This is a genomic window from Clostridium sp. MCC353 (assembly GCF_018785315.1).
In the GTDB taxonomy this organism is placed as follows: Bacteria; Bacillota; Clostridia; order Lachnospirales; family Lachnospiraceae; genus CHH4-2.
In genome coordinates this window covers 40,502-55,413 of record NZ_WQPN01000006.1, presented here as the reverse complement: position 1 = coordinate 55,413, position 14,912 = coordinate 40,502, and the positions used below count along the sequence as shown (strand labels likewise).

At 48.6% G+C, this 14,912-nt stretch carries 12 protein-coding genes; 8 read left to right on the top strand and 4 right to left on the bottom strand.

What is annotated here, in order from left to right; all coding sequences use genetic code 11:
* Positions 1 to 211: 211 nt before the first annotated feature.
* The 3 genes from GPL15_RS01455 (at position 212) to GPL15_RS01445 (ending at position 4,841) form a co-directional block, all read left to right on the top strand.
* A complete protein-coding gene (locus GPL15_RS01455) occupies positions 212 to 1,381 on the top strand; it encodes an ImmA/IrrE family metallo-endopeptidase (protein WP_215695252.1) in 1,170 nt (389 codons plus the stop codon).
* Positions 1,375 to 1,884 carry a DUF4411 family protein gene (locus GPL15_RS01450; protein ID WP_215695251.1) on the top strand — a complete coding sequence of 170 codons (510 nt, stop codon included), beginning with the start codon at positions 1,375 to 1,377 and terminating at the stop codon, positions 1,882 to 1,884. The genes GPL15_RS01455 and GPL15_RS01450 overlap by 7 nt, the downstream gene beginning before the upstream one ends.
* 284 nt (positions 1,885 to 2,168) lie before the next feature.
* Complete coding sequence (locus GPL15_RS01445; RefSeq protein ID WP_215695250.1) at positions 2,169 to 4,841, top strand: TetM/TetW/TetO/TetS family tetracycline resistance ribosomal protection protein; 2,673 nt, start codon at positions 2,169 to 2,171, stop codon at positions 4,839 to 4,841.
* A 247-nt stretch (positions 4,842 to 5,088) separates the two neighbouring features.
* On the opposite strand, the gene GPL15_RS01440 is transcribed toward GPL15_RS01445, so the two are convergent.
* Positions 5,089 to 7,197 carry a right-handed parallel beta-helix repeat-containing protein gene (locus GPL15_RS01440; RefSeq protein ID WP_215695249.1) on the bottom strand — a complete coding sequence of 703 codons (2,109 nt, stop codon included), beginning with the start codon at positions 7,195 to 7,197 and terminating at the stop codon, positions 5,089 to 5,091.
* Between the two features lie 193 nt (positions 7,198 to 7,390).
* Between GPL15_RS01440 and GPL15_RS01435 the strand changes: the two genes are divergently transcribed.
* From GPL15_RS01435 to GPL15_RS01415, 5 genes are all read left to right on the top strand, one after another.
* Entirely contained in the window at positions 7,391 to 8,293 is a 903-nt protein-coding gene (locus GPL15_RS01435; protein WP_215695248.1) for an ABC transporter permease subunit, read from the top strand.
* Positions 8,294 to 8,308: 15 nt separating this feature from the next.
* Positions 8,309 to 9,184 (top strand): carbohydrate ABC transporter permease, encoded by an 876-nt coding sequence (locus tag GPL15_RS01430; protein ID WP_215695247.1) that lies wholly within the window; start codon positions 8,309 to 8,311, stop codon positions 9,182 to 9,184.
* A gap of 20 nt (positions 9,185 to 9,204) precedes the next feature.
* On the top strand, positions 9,205 to 10,728 hold the full coding sequence (locus GPL15_RS01425; RefSeq protein ID WP_215695246.1) for an extracellular solute-binding protein: 1,524 nt from the start codon (positions 9,205 to 9,207) through the stop codon (positions 10,726 to 10,728).
* A gap of 135 nt (positions 10,729 to 10,863) precedes the next feature.
* On the top strand, positions 10,864 to 12,630 hold the full coding sequence (locus GPL15_RS01420; RefSeq protein WP_215695245.1) for a sensor histidine kinase: 1,767 nt from the start codon (positions 10,864 to 10,866) through the stop codon (positions 12,628 to 12,630).
* Positions 12,623 to 13,390 carry a response regulator gene (locus GPL15_RS01415; protein WP_215695244.1) on the top strand — a complete coding sequence of 256 codons (768 nt, stop codon included), beginning with the start codon at positions 12,623 to 12,625 and terminating at the stop codon, positions 13,388 to 13,390. Before GPL15_RS01420 ends, GPL15_RS01415 begins: the two co-directional genes overlap by 8 nt.
* Positions 13,391 to 13,420: 30 nt before the next feature.
* Here the strand turns inward: GPL15_RS01415 and GPL15_RS01410 are convergent, their stop codons facing one another.
* The 3 genes from GPL15_RS01410 to GPL15_RS01400 are packed head-to-tail and all read right to left on the bottom strand — an operon-like array spanning position 13,421 to position 14,793.
* Positions 13,421 to 14,299 (bottom strand): DMT family transporter, encoded by an 879-nt coding sequence (locus tag GPL15_RS01410; protein ID WP_215695243.1) that lies wholly within the window; start codon positions 14,297 to 14,299, stop codon positions 13,421 to 13,423.
* Positions 14,300 to 14,320: 21 nt separating this feature from the next.
* Positions 14,321 to 14,551 carry a hypothetical protein gene (locus GPL15_RS01405; RefSeq protein ID WP_215695242.1) on the bottom strand — a complete coding sequence of 77 codons (231 nt, stop codon included), beginning with the start codon at positions 14,549 to 14,551 and terminating at the stop codon, positions 14,321 to 14,323.
* Positions 14,548 to 14,793 carry a permease of phosphate ABC transporter gene (locus tag GPL15_RS01400; protein ID WP_215695241.1) on the bottom strand — a complete coding sequence of 82 codons (246 nt, stop codon included), beginning with the start codon at positions 14,791 to 14,793 and terminating at the stop codon, positions 14,548 to 14,550. Before GPL15_RS01400 ends, GPL15_RS01405 begins: the two co-directional genes overlap by 4 nt.
* Between the last annotated feature and the right edge of the window lie 119 nt (positions 14,794 to 14,912).

Sequence of the window (14,912 nt, the reverse complement as noted above, 5' to 3'; positions counted from 1 at the left end):
GCAAAACTTGCGTTAGCAATATTTGCGCATGAACTGCTCCGGCATGGAGGAATTAAAATGATCGATTGATTAAAGCGCCCCCTTTATGGCGCCGGTTTCGAGTTAGGCTTGAACCGGCGCTTTTTTAAATATCTGCGAAAATATTGCCGTAAAAAATCGATTGCTAGACTAAGAAAAAACGCATATAATATAGTTAAGAGGAGGTGACGCCATGGCTGGAATGAATTTAAAGATTGAACCAAGTATTTTAAATTGGATGATACAGAAAGTACAGTTTTATGATGTAAACAATTCTGTAGTGGAATTGCTCTTGAAGTGGCAGTCTGGTGAAAAAGTGCCTACTTTTAACCAAATTGAAGATGTAAGCAAGAAAATTAATATTCCATTTGGCTATTTCTTTTTAAAAACCCCTCCTGAAGATGAATGTAAAATTATTGAATTTCGTACTGTTGAAAGTATGGGACTGCAAGAACCGAGCCGAAATTTGCTTGATACAGTTGATGCGATGTCGGACGCGCAGGAATGGATGAAAGGATTTTTAAGAGATAATGGGGCAGAAGAGCTGTCCTTTGTGGGAAAATATAATAAAGAAGCAAATAAAGATGATATTGTGGACGATATTAGAAGAGTTTTGAATCTGGAAGAGGATTGGTTTAATCAGACTGATTCAATTACCGGATCTTTTAAATATCTAAGAGAAAGATGTGAAAATGCGGGCATTCTGGTGATGATGAGTGGTATAGTAGGTCAGAACACTCGTAGAAAATTGTCGATAAGTGAATTTAGAGCATTTACGCTAATAGACAGATATGCGCCTCTGGTTTTTATTAATACATGCGATACGGAGGGGGGAAAGATATTCTCTCTTTTGCATGAGCTGGCACATATATGGACAGGCACAGAGAGTTTATATAATGACCAGTTTGGAAATACTGAGAATGTAAGTTCTTTGGAGAAAGTCTGCAATGAAACAGCAGCAGAAATACTTGTACCTCAAAAACTGTTTTACAAAAAGTGGAAAGAACAAACCTTAGATATGCGTGATAAGGTAGCTGATTTAGCTAAATACTTTAAATGCAGCCAGTATGTGATTGTTCGTAAAGCATTGGACAGCTCTTTTATTTCTAAAAAAAGCTATGCAGATTTGGTAGATCAATTAACTTTAGATTATAAAAAGTGGCAGGAGCAGAGGAATAAAAAGAGTTCCGGCGGTGACTATTATAAAAATATGGGGGCTAAGCTGGATCACAGATTTATTAGGGCATTAGCGGGCAGTGCGAAAGAAGGAAGAACTCAGTACACGGACGCTTATAGGCTGACGAATACTAATAGGAAGACATTTTCCAGACTTGCTGATGAGATTGGAGGTGTTAGATGGTAGAGGAAAAATTTTTACTGGATGCTAATTCACTAATCACACCGTATGAAAACTTCTATCCGTTTGATTTGGCACCAGGATTTTGGCGCCAGCTAGTTCCGTTATTATCTACTGAGAGCGTGGCAATATTAGATTCCGTTAAAGCTGAAATCCTGAAAGGAGATGATGAATTAACAGCTTGGTTAAAATCAATTGAGGAATTGAATGTATGTAGCAGGAAGAGTTCTGATGTATTGCGAGTTTATGCAAATATATTGAATTATATTCAAACTAGTGAGAAGTATACAGAGAGAGCGTTAAGAGAGTGGTCTAAAGAGACGGTTGCTGATCCGTGGCTTATAGCAGCAGCATCTACATATGGGTATACGATTATTACCTTTGAGAAACCATTGGGAATCATATCAAATGCAACAAATAGACCTAAAATACCTGATATTGCCAAAATGTTTAATGTTAAATGTGAGGATTTATATTATTTTATGAGAAGTGCGGGAGTTCGGTTATGAGTAATTTGTTAAGGCCTGGTTTTCCTTAAATACGCAAGGAGATCCGGGCTTTTTGTATCAGAATGTTAAGTACTGAAATAATAATTATAAATTGGTAATAGTTCAGACGGCTCATCTTCTTGACTGAAAAGGCCGGTCAAGAAGCATCGGATGTCCATCCGATGTGAAAAGTGATAAAGAAAACTGTTACACAAATTGAGGATGGAAATAGAAGTATTATCGACTTATGTTCCTCCCTATGTTATAATTTACAGGATTATAAACAAGAGAAAGGGGTATTTTCGATGCCAGATACTCACGAAAATAAACCAGACAATCAATATAAAACACATATCTGTGCCGGCATCCTCGCCCACGTGGACGCAGGGAAAACTACGCTGGCGGAGAGCATTTTATATACATGCGGGAATATCCGCAAAATGGGCCGGGTGGATCATAAAGACGCGTTTTTGGACACCTATGAGCTGGAGCGTTCCAGGGGGATCACCATTTTTGCAAAGCAGGCCCAGGTAACCGTGGGGCAGAAGCAGGTCACGCTTTTGGATACGCCGGGCCATGTGGATTTTTCGGCGGAGATGGAACGGACTTTGCAGGTGCTGGATTACGCGGTGCTGGTAATCAGCGGCGCGGACGGGGTTCAGGGCCATGTCCAGACGCTTTGGAGACTGTTAAAGCGGTATGAAATCCCCGTTTTTCTATTCATCAATAAAATGGATCAGGAAGGAACGGACCGTCAGGCTTTGATGGATGAATTAAAAAAGCGGCTGGATGAAAAATGTGTGGATTTCGGCCGGGATCAGGACCGGGAACTGTTCCTGGAGAATCTGGCCATGTGCGAAGAAGGGCTGATGGAACAGTATCTGGAAACCGGAACACTGGAAACGCCTGAAATTGCCTATGGGATCGCGACCAGGATGATTTTCCCCTGCTTTTTCGGTTCCGCCCTTAAACTCACTGGCGTGGAAGAATTTTTACAGGGGTTTGAGGAATATACCCTCTATCCCCAATATCCAAAAGAGTTTGGAGCCAGGGTGTTTAAAATAGCCAGAGACGGACAGGGAAACCGCCTGACCTATATGAAAATCACAGGCGGGAGCCTGAAAGTTAAAATGCCCATAAAGGGCAGCGATAAAAATGGGGAGCCATGGGAAGAAAAGGCGGATCAGATCAGGATTTATTCCGGTTCCGGGTTTCAGGCTGTGGAGGAAGCAGGCCCCGGAACGGTCTGTGCGGTTCTGGGCCTGGGTAAAACATTCAGCGGGCAGGGGCTGGGCTGTGAGGAAGAGGCGCAGGTGCCGCTTTTGGAGCCGGTTCTCACCTATCAGATACAGCTTCCCGAAGGCTGTGATGTGCACAGCATGCTTGGCAAGCTCAGACAGCTGGAGGAAGAAGAGCCGGAACTCCACATCGTATGGAAAGAATCCGTAGATGAAATCCACGCCCAGGTGATGGGGGAAGTCCAGATCGAGATTTTAAAAAGCCTGATCCTGGAACGGTTTGGCGTCAGCGTGGAATTTGGAACGGGAAGCATTGTATATAAAGAAACCATCGGGGAACCGGTGGAGGGGATCGGACATTTTGAACCTCTCCGGCATTACGCGGAAGTCCATCTGCTTCTGGAACCGGGGGAAGAGGGCAGCGGGCTGCAGTTTGCCAGCGCCTGCAGCGAGGACATGCTGGACCGGAACTGGCAGAGGCTGGTTCTGACCCATTTGGAAGAACGGATTCATCCGGGAGTTCTGACCGGTTCGGAAATTACGGATATGAAGATCACCCTTGTGGCAGGAAGGGCCCATCAGAAGCATACGGAGGGCGGGGATTTCCGCCAGGCCACCTATAGGGCTGTCCGCCACGGGCTGAAACGGGCCAGGAGCATTTTGCTGGAGCCGGTCTATGAATTTAACCTGGAGATTCCCACGGAGCAGGTGGGGCGGGCGATGACGGATATCCAGAAGATGTACGGCACATTTCAGGACCCGGTGACAGACGGGGATATGACGGTGCTGAAGGGCACTGCTCCCGTAGTGGCCATGCGGGATTATCAGACGGAAGTGACGTCTTATTCAAGGGGAAGAGGCCGCCTGTTCTGCTCGCTGCGGGGCTATGAACCCTGCCATAATGCCCAGGAGGTGATCGCAGCCATCGGTTATGATTCGGAAAAGGACGCGGAAAATCCCACCGGCTCCGTGTTCTGCTCCCATGGGGCGGGATTTGTGGTGAGCTGGGATCAGGTGGAAGAATATGCCCATCTGGACAGCGGGCTGAATCTGGGCCGGGGGCGGCAGAAGCCGGAAATGAGGCAGGAACCCGCTTACCGTTCCGTAGAAGCCGGATGGGCGGACCCGGAAGAGCTGGACGCCATATTTGAACGGACTTACGGACCGATAAAACGGGAGAGGAACCGTTTTAACCGCCCGGAAAGCCCGCCCAGGGTACGCAATTACCAGTACAAACCCAGTAAACCGGTAAATGCCGAAGAATACCTGCTGGTGGACGGCTACAATATAATCTTCGCCTGGCCGGAACTGAAGGAGCTGGCAAAAGACAATATTGAAGGCGCCAGGGGCCGCCTGATGGACATTCTCTGCAATTACCAGGGGTATGTAAAGAATACGGTGATTCTGGTATTCGACGCCTATAAGGTAAAGGGCAATCCAGGGGAAGTCCAGCCGTACCATAATATCTTCGTGGTCTATACGAAAGAGGCGGAGACGGCGGATCAGTATATTGAAAAAACGGTCCATCAGATCGGGAAGAAATATCACGTGACTGTTGCCACATCGGATGCCCTGGAACAGCTTATCATATGGGGCCAGGGCGCCAAACGGATGTCGGCGCAGGAGCTTTTTGGTGAAATTGAACTGGTGGGGAAGACGATAAAAGAGCAGTTTTTAGGGCAGAAGACGGGTGATAAGAATTATCCGTTTAAGGGGCTGGAAACGGAATTTGGTGAGTAGAATATCGTAAAGAAGAGGACTGCTGCATGACGCGAATGTGACATGCAGCAGTCCTCTTCTTTATTTTATAGCAACAGTTCAGACGGCGGGAAAAATGATAAAGAAAACTGCGTCAAGCCCGCTTGTAAGCAGTTTTCTTTATCATTTTTCGCATCGGATGGGCATCCGATGCTTCCTGACCGGCCTTTTCGGTCAAGAAGATGAGCCGTCTGAACTATTACATTTCATGTCCTAAAACCCCTCTCAATCAAAGGATAAACCGGTTGCCATCCTGATGCAGCGATGATACATAATCACGGGGCCGTTCTTCCTGTTCTTCTGCCGCTCCGGTATAAAAGGACAGATTTCCAATGAGGATGCAGTCAGAAACCGGCTCTCCGTCAGGCCCCTTTTTATAAGGGCTGGGCCGGAACAGGAAATTATACTGGCCGTTATCATATGCGGTATTGTGTTCCACAAGCAGTTGGCCGGGATTGAAATTATCGCTGAACCCATTTAACCCGTTCTCAAAAGAAATGCAGTTATGGACGGTGTGGGCGGCCTCCCGGCCTTCTCCGCCCAGCTTAAACCCATTGCAGTGGTTTCGGTAGGCAATGCAGTTTTCCAGCAGAACCGGGCCGTTAGGGCCGTCGTTTATGTTGTTGTAAAGGTCAAAGCCATCGTCAGAATTATCGTGGGACAGGCAGCTTATAAAACAATTCCCGTCCCCCGCCCCGGTCCTGCATGCGAAGCCGTCCGCGTTCTGATTCGTTTTATCGCGGTTTTCGTAGGATTCACAGCGGATCAGACGGTTATAGGAGGGCCAGAATGCTTTCTGGGGCCGGATGGTGCTGACCATGAAACCAGCGTCCCTGGCCGGGGTCATGGTATGGTGCACCCGGCAGTCTGAAATCACATTATGGCTCCCGTGAATAAAAAAGCCGGATATGCCAAACTGGCTTTTTCCGTCCAGTTCCAGGCCGCTTATATCCCAATAATTGGAATCCAGGGAGAACAGTACATCATGGCTGGAAGAAGGCCGGATGATGACCGGCCCCTCCGTTCTGATCTTTTTGGGGTCTGTGGGAGTGCCGGATGCGGTCATGGGGATTCTGACAGGAGGGTAAACGCCCGGAAGCATATGGAGAGTGCCGCCGGGAACCAGCCTCTGTACGGCCTCGTCCATGGATAACGGATCGTCAGGGCAGCCGCTTCCCAGATCAGAGCCATTGGGGGATACATATAAGTCATGGCTGAAATGTCCGCGTGTGACGGTCATTTCTTCACACAGGGACGCACCGTCCTCTGTTGTAAAAATAACGGAAACCATGGTATGGGCGCTGATGACCGGGATCATGTGCTGTGTCTGGATGCCGGGAGTTACAGGCATGAAACTGCATTCTGTTCTGCCTCCTGCCTTTATGGTGAGACGTCCAGAGACGCTGGCCATGACGGACACGCAGTAACTGCCGTTATTGCACCAGTCCGGGGAGGTGCGGATCAGAGCCGGGACCGCCGGGGCCTGAAACCGCTTCGGAGGCGTGAGGGCTGCCGATGTACACGGGAGAAACGTGAGGGAAATATTCCGAACCTCCATCCGGGCATTCCGGGCGGCGAAAAATCCGGCATACATCCGTCCGGAATCGATGGCTGTCATGATGTTAGGGGCAATTTGGGGGTCATCAAAGGAAAAGGTTTTGATTTCCTCCTGATCCGGACCTTGGTAAGAAAGAAGGAAACCGGTATCATTCCGTTCCAGGCACAGGCGGGCCGCCGCCTGGTATTGTCCGCTACCATCCGGAGAGGCAGGGCGGGCAAAATCCGGCTCCAGCGTCCGGGTGAGAAAACTGACGCCGCTGTTGCCGGATGGATCAAACACCCCGTACCGGGCCGCTGCCTGCAGGGATGCCGGAGAATTGGATGTCCGTCCGGAGGCGACAAAATCCAGCATGACCATATTGCTGGCAGCCGGATATTCTTCATAGCCGGGAATGAACGGGTCCTGCCTTTGGGGCCCGTTTACATCGCGGATCATGATTCCGCAGGCCTCCTGACCGTTGGGGGCCGTATGATCCTCGGGGCCGAGCTGGAGCAGGGTAATGTCAGCGCTCAGGATGAAGTTTTGTGTAGCCGGTATTTCCGTATAGTAAAAAGTGAGCCCGTCGTGGACCGGCTGGATCTTCCCGCCCCTTGATTCGATGATGATATCCTGAGCGGGAGCCGGCGCTTCAGGAACCAGAGGAACCGTCTGCCCGAACGGCCGCACGTCATTTACGCCTGTTTTCCCAGGCAGGACTCCGGTATGAAAATTTAAGTCTGTGGACTGCCCGAAGGTGGTTGATTTCCACAGGGGCAGGGAACGTTTGGATGGCCGCATGTATATCCCTTTCCTTTCTGTATTGTGTTGAACAAAAATATAACAGCAGGAAAGACGCGGTGTCAAGCCTTTTGCAGGAACTTAAAAAGGAGGTAAAAATAACGAACAAAATGTAAAAAATGTGATGTTTCTGCCCGCTTGAAACTATTGTACAATGATTGTGTCGACAGAAAAAGTGAAGAGGAGACAAGAAATGAAAGAGAAGAAAAGTATATGGAAAACCATGTATGCCCAGAGGTATCTGCTGCTCATGATGCTTCCCGGAATCCTGTGGTTCCTGATTTTTAAATATGCTACCTATACCGGCCTGGCCCTCGCGTTCACAAACTATGGCTTCAAAAAGACGGTGGATTTTGTGGGAATACGGAATTTCAGCCGGCTGTTCCGGTCGACCGTATTCTGGAATTCATTTAAAAATACGATCATCATCAGCCTGTGCAATATCATTTTTTATTTTCCGTTTCCGCTGCTGGTCGCTCTGATGATTAATGAATTGAAATCATTGTTTATGAAACGGTCTGTGCAGTTTATGATTTACATACCTTATTTTTTTTCCTGGGTCGTGGTGGGATGCGTGTTTGTAACCCTGCTTTCGCCGTCAGGAGGGGCCGTAAACCAGCTTTTACAGTATTTCGGCCATGATCCCATTTATTTTATGGCAGATCCCCATTGGTTCCGGCTGGTGCTGATCGTTTCCTATATCTGGAGGCAGATGGGGTATGGAGCGGTGATCTATGTAGCCACTTTATCCACAGTGGATCCCCAGCTCTATGAGGCGGCCGCCATTGACGGCTGCGACAGATTCCGCCAGGTGTGGTATATTACCATTCCCAGCATAAAGGGTACCATAGTGACCATGCTGCTTTTAAACCTGTCCCATGTGCTCCTGATCTTTGAACAGGTTCTGGTTATGTATAACGCTTCCGTGTATTCTGCCAGCGATGTGCTCCAGACTTATGCGTACAGGGAGGGAATCCTTTCAGGAAATATCGGTTATGGAACTGCCATCAGCCTGTTTACGGGAATCGTCAGCCTGTGCCTGGTGCTGGGGACTAACTGGTTCAGCAAGCGTTTTCTGGATGATTCAATTCTTTAGGAGGGAAAGCGGGAGATGAAACAAGCAGTGAGTAAAAGAAGAATCAAAGAATCTAAATGGAGGATTGGATACCGGATTTTCAACGGCATGTTCCTGGCGGCGGTCTGTACGATTGTGGTGCTTCCCATCTGGAACATCGTCATCACATCCCTGGCGGAAGATAAGGATGTGATGGGGGGCGTCTATCTGATGATGCCGAGAACCATTACATTTAAAAACTATGCAAAAGTGCTGTCCAGCGGCTATATGAAGGGATTTTATAATTCGCTTCTGGTGGCGGTGGGAGGCACGGCGGCGGCCATGGCGGTCACGGTTCCGCTGGGATTTGCCCTGGCCCAGAAAAAGCTGGTGTTCCGCCGGTTTTTTATGAGGGCGGTATCCATTACGCTGGTATTTGAAGCAGGGATCATGCCGTTTTATGTGCTGATTAAGAATCTGGGGCTGATCGATTCCTATCTTTCCCTGATTCTGCCGTTCGTGGTTTCTACATTTAATTTGATAATTGTGAAAAACTATATGTCATCCATCCCGGAGAGCCTGATGGAATCAGCCAGGCTGGACGGGTGCAATGATATCGCGGTGCTGTTGAAAATCGTCCTGCCGGTTTCCGTTCCCATTCTGGCGGCGGTCACCCTGTTCTACTTCGTATCCTTCTGGAACCGGTATACGGAGGCGGTGATGTTCATCAACAGCAGTGAAAAATATACGCTGCAGGTCATGCTGCGGGCGCTGGTCTTCCAGGGAGACGGTTCCCTCGGGGAAAATAACGTGGTTTACGATAACACCAAAATGGCGGTCATGGTTTTGGGGATGCTTCCTGTGCTCATCATTTATCCGTTTGTACAGAGATATTTTGTTACGGGATTGATGCTGGGTTCAGTTAAAGAATAAAAAGGAAAAGGGGAAATGATATGAGAGTAATCAGAAAAATGACAGCAGCAGCACTGGCGGTTACATTGTCCGCGGCCGCTTTGGGCGGATGTGCAAAAGGCGGGGCAGAGCCGCCAAAAGGGACTTCGGGAGCGTCTGCCGGACAGACCTCTGGGGCGGTTTCGGAGAAGGAGCAAAAGCCGGTTTCTCTGACCCTGTGCTCATCGGACAACACATTTGGACTGAGCACGGATCCGGAGCTGCAGCAGGCGGTGATCGATATGCTGGAGGAAAAGACGGGAACCGAGATCAAAGCGATCATCCCGCCCAGTTCCAGCTACAATGACAAGCTGGAAACCATGATATCAGGCGGCGATGTGCCGGATATCTTCTACGTGTCACAGGCTATGACCCGTCTTCCCAACTATGCGGCCAGGGGAAAAGTCCTCTGCCTGAATGATTATATCAAAAATTCGGAAAAGCTGTCCACCATCAGCCAGGATTTATATGATGCCCTGGCCATTGACGGCCAGATTTACCATGTGCCCTATGTGAATCCAAAGATGAAGGTCCTGTTTCTGAGAAAGGATATCATGGAACAGTACGGAATTGAGCTTTCCAACACGCCTACCACAGAAGAATTTATGACGGAAATGCAGAAACTGAAAGGCACGGGCATCATCCCATTCAGTTTTCCTAAATTTATAGATAACTTCCAATTTTTTATGAACTCCTTTGGTGCCTATGCGGGAGTGTATAAAAATGAGGCCGGTGAATACGTGGACGGATTCCAGGAACCCCAGATGGCAGAAGCCCTTAATTATCTGAAGGAACTCTATGATTCCGGCGTACTGGATCAGGAATTTATCACCACGGAAATGGCTACCATGCGGGAATACATGTACATTGGAAAGGCCGCCTGCGATATCGATTATACGACCAACTATACAACTTATATCAGAGAGAGCGCCAAAGCGGGCAAGGAGAGCGATGTGTTCCCGATTTACTGTCTCTACGGGCCAAACGGCGACGGCGGATGCCTAAATGAATCCGTGCAGATTGCGTTCAGCATATCCGCGGACTGCAAGGACCCTCAGAAAGCATTTGACGTAATCGAAACCATGGTCATGGACCCGGAAATGTATCCGGCGTTCTTTAATATCGGCGTGGAAGGAAAACATTACAGCATTAATGGAGACGGTTATCTGGAAGCAACGGAGAAGGCTGCTAATTCCGGTTACTCCCCCAAATACTCCTTCCTGTACGATTCCTTCATCGGGGATTTCGACCTGAAGTTTAAACTCAGCGCGGATTTGGAATCCTCTCTTCCTGCCCAGCAGGAAATGATCGAAAAGTCGCTGGAAGTAAAAGGGCCGAAATATATGATCCCTTCCGGTAAATCCGATTTGTATGATGAGTGCTCCGCATCCATCACCAGCACATGGAAAGAGATTGTGTCACAAATCGTGCTGGGAAGCGTTACGGTTGAAGAGGGAATGGACAATTATAAGAATTTCTGGAACAGCATTGACGGAGACGCCATGCTGAAAGAACTGAATCAGTAGACAGACTGGACGCCTGGCAGATATCTGCCAGGCGTCAGGGCATTTCCCGGGGGCATTTACATAAATTGGAAATCCCCTGCGGGTGAAATCATACGGTTCATTTGATATAATGAAACGATGAGAGGGGGCGGGGGTATGGGAGGAAAGAAAAAAACATCATATATGCGGGTGATTTACTTGCAGTTTTTGACGGTTCTGGTGATTGCGGCAGTCTGCATCAATGTGATTCTGATCGGCTATTATACTTACCGGGAGAGGAAGCTGATCCGGGACGAGAAGGAGAGCCAGTTGAGCCAAAGCCTGTTTTATACGGAGAGGATCATGGCGGAGGCGGATACCATAGCGTCCAGCATATGGACCAGCTCTGAGGTACAGAACCTGATGAAGAACTATAAGAGCAAGCCGGATTATCTCCTTTACCGGGACTGCGTGGACTATCTGGCCAATATGGCGCTCAATGTCAGCGCTGTTTCCTGGGCGGATATCTATTTGTCGGGGCCGGGAAACCTGGTTACGTCCAACGAAGGGGTGTTTTACGGGCTGGAAGAAGAGTTCAGGATGTATTATGACAGGATCACCGGGGAGACGGACGGGAGCGGCTGGGTCATGGATTATCAGGACCATTTCCTCCCCTATTTTCACAGGAATAAAAATGTGGTGACGCTGATGCGCCCGGTATATTCCACCTTGACAGGCCGGAAAGAAGGGATTCTCTGTGTGGGCATTCCGGTGAACGAGCTGTATAACTACCTGGCGCCGGGAGACGGCTCCCAGGGCACCATGATCTCTTTTAACGGAGAATATCTGCCGCCCTTACATATGGAACAGGAACATTTTAACCTCTGGCAGGGGGCGGAGGGGATCGGCAGGCAGATGGAACATGCGTCCGGCCGCCTGTACCGTTATCAGTACAACGGCACGAAATACGCGGCCCTCAAAAAGGGGCAGGAAGAAACCGGGCTATCGGTTTACTGTTTTTACAAAGAACACGACCTGCGCCCCAATCTGCTGCCGGTTGCTGCCTGTACGGCGGCGGTCATCCTTTTGTTTGCGGCGGCCTATGGAGTGATCATCCGTATTTCCGATAAAAAAATGTCCCAGCCCGTGGCTGTGCTGATGAACGCCATGAAGGAGATGGAAAAGGGAACCTTCGGGGTGAACATAGAGGAGCAGAGGGACGATGTGTTCGGCGAGATTTTCCAGGGATTCAACCACATGGCCGCGAATCTCCAGCGGCTGGTGCGGGAGGTGCTGGAAGAGCGGCTGAGAAAAGAGGATTTCAAATACCGGCTGCTCCAGTCGCAGATCAACCCCCATTTCCTCTACAATATATTCAACAACATGATCTGGATGATAGAACAGAAGGATTATGAGGGCATGGAGCGGATGGTGTGCGCCACAGCAGGCTATTACAAGACGGCGCTGAACTACGGGAACCAGGATATCTGCCTTGCGGACAATTTAAAGCAGTTGGAGTATTATGTGTGGATTCAGCAGGTGAGATTTGCCGACCAGTTCCAATGCCATATTTGCTTCGATGAAGAGATTCTGCCTCTCTGCATACCAAATCTGATTTTGCAGCCATTGGTTGAAAATGCCATCGGGCATGGGGCCAGGTATAAGGAAGGTATGACTGAGATCGAAGTGTCGGGCACTCTGTATAACGGCCGCCTGCGCTTCGAAATATGGGATAATGGGCAGGGGATTGAAGAACATGTGCTTTTGGAAATACGGGAGGCGTTAAAGGACGGGACGGCTGATGGCAAAAAGTATTTTGCCCTGGTCAACATTGCCAGACGGCTGGAGCTGCGTTACCATGGAAACGCTTCGATTACCATTGACAGCGTCTGGAACGAGTGGACGAGAGTAGTATTAGAGATGCCGGGGGAGGAAAATGTATAAGATTATAATTGCTGATGATGAGAAGATCGTACTACAGGGAATTTCCAATACGATTCCCTGGGAAGAGTGCGGCGTCAAGCTGGCGGCCACCGCTTTAAACGGAAGGGAATTGGTGGAGCTGGCGCTGAAATACCAGCCCGATATCATTTTGACCGATATCAGGATGCCGGAATTTGACGGCCTGCAGGCGGTGGAACAGTTGAAAAAGCTGCTGCCGGACTGTGAATTCCTGATCATAACCGCATACGAGGAGTTTGAGTATGCCAAAAAGGCCATTGAGCTGGGAGTGGCCGGATATATCGTGAAGCCGGTCCTGAAAAGCGAAGTGATGGAACAGGTGGCCCGGGTCAGGCGAAGGCTGGATAAGATCAGGGGAAAGGAGCAGGATTTAAGCCAGGAGGACGACTTGTCCAAAAGCGAAGGCCGGAGCGCCATAGACCGCGCCCTGAGATATATGAGAAGCCATGTGGAACAGGAACTGTCCCTTCTGGAGGTGGCAGAGTACCTGCATATGAACCCTTCGTATTTCAGCAGGTATTTTAAGGAAAAGACAGGGATGCCATTTTCCGATTCCGTCAAGCAGATCAAGGTCGAACGGGCCATGGAGCTGCTGGATATGACCAATTTGAAAACTTATGAAATCGCCTCCAGGCTGGGATATCAGAGCGTGCAGTATTTCTCCACGCTGTTTAAAAACAGGACGGGGGTGACGCCTCAGGAATATAAAAAAAGGAAGAAAGAAGAACGTGGAGAAGGTTAGCCCGATGGCTAACCTTCTCCACGTTTTCCTTTACCGGGATTCTATTCTTGAATAATAAACAACTCCTCCGATGATAATGACTCCGCCGAGTATTTGCATCGGCTTTGGTATCTCTTGAAAAAGCACAACGGCAAACAATGCGGCTACCACAGGCTCACACAGCTTGGATGCGGATACAAATGCCGGTGATAGGAACTTGAGGCACCAACTGAAAATGCTGTGCCCCAAAATCGTGGAAAAGATGCTGAGCAAAAGTCCCACGATGATCCCGCTGCTCCCATACCCGGTCAGCGGAAGCCCCTGCATAACCGCAATGAGCACCAGGGTTATGGCTGAGAATATGTATACAATGTACGTATATATGGTGGTGGATGTGGTAGTTCTGGCCACCCGCCCAATCAGCGTGTAAACGGCCACGGATACGGCAGCCGCAAAGGCCAGCACATCCCCGTACAGGTGCCCGCCCCCGGTGGAAGAATCGGAAAGGGCGATTAAAATGCTTCCGGCAATGGTTATGAGAATCGCCAGCACCGCCGCTTTTGATATTTTCCCTTTCATAAACAGACAAAATCCCAGCGCAACCCAGATCACTTCCGTACATACGATGGTGGTGGAACTGGCCACAGAGGTATGGTTTAAAGATTCAAACCAGATGGCAAAATGGAGGGCCAGAAAAATCCCGCTGACCGCACATAATGCCACTGTTTTAGGATTAGTGGCTATCAGTTCTTCCCTCCTGTTTTTTTTACACAGAACCACCGGCGACATGAGCAGCACCGTCCAGAGAAGGCGGTAGGCGGCTGTAATCACTGAGGGGGCTTGGGAATACTTCACAAAAATTGCGGACAACGAGATTCCGATTATACCGATCACAATCATGATCATGGGGTGTTTTTCAAAATAGTTCATAGTTAAAAAGTTCCATTCATTTTATTTTCCGAACAACTGATTCATTTGTTCAAAGAGCTCCAGATCATCCGCGGATAACTTCAGGTTTGACTGAAATGACCTGCCTTCAGGGGTGGTGACCGTGATCTCGATAATGCTGCCCTCCTTGAGGGCGTTTTCCGATACGGCTTTCATAAATAAGGGGAACTTGGGATGATGATTCTTAAAGCGCTCCCAAGCCCCCTGAAACTGCAGTAATATCATTGGGTTCATAACGTGTCCTCCACACAGTCAGTAACATGCCGCCTTAATACAAGAAGATATTTAGCCATGACCGGTATATAGGTGATGAGGAAAATAACGAGCGCGGCGATAAATACAGGTTTTTTCTTCTTCTTTGAAACACCTAATCCGATTAAAACTCCCATGGCACACAGGCAGAATTTTAAAAGCGCAAGATCTGTCCATTGGCATTGTTTGATAAATTCGTTGGCAGAGCTGGTCAATGTTTTCATAAATACAGCCTCCTTTGCAGTTGAGGGATTCAATTGGGCTTCCTATCTTTATTTTAACAAGTTTTTAGGGAATAGGCAATGGAAAACATTTTTATCCCAAAATGTCAAATATTCACGTA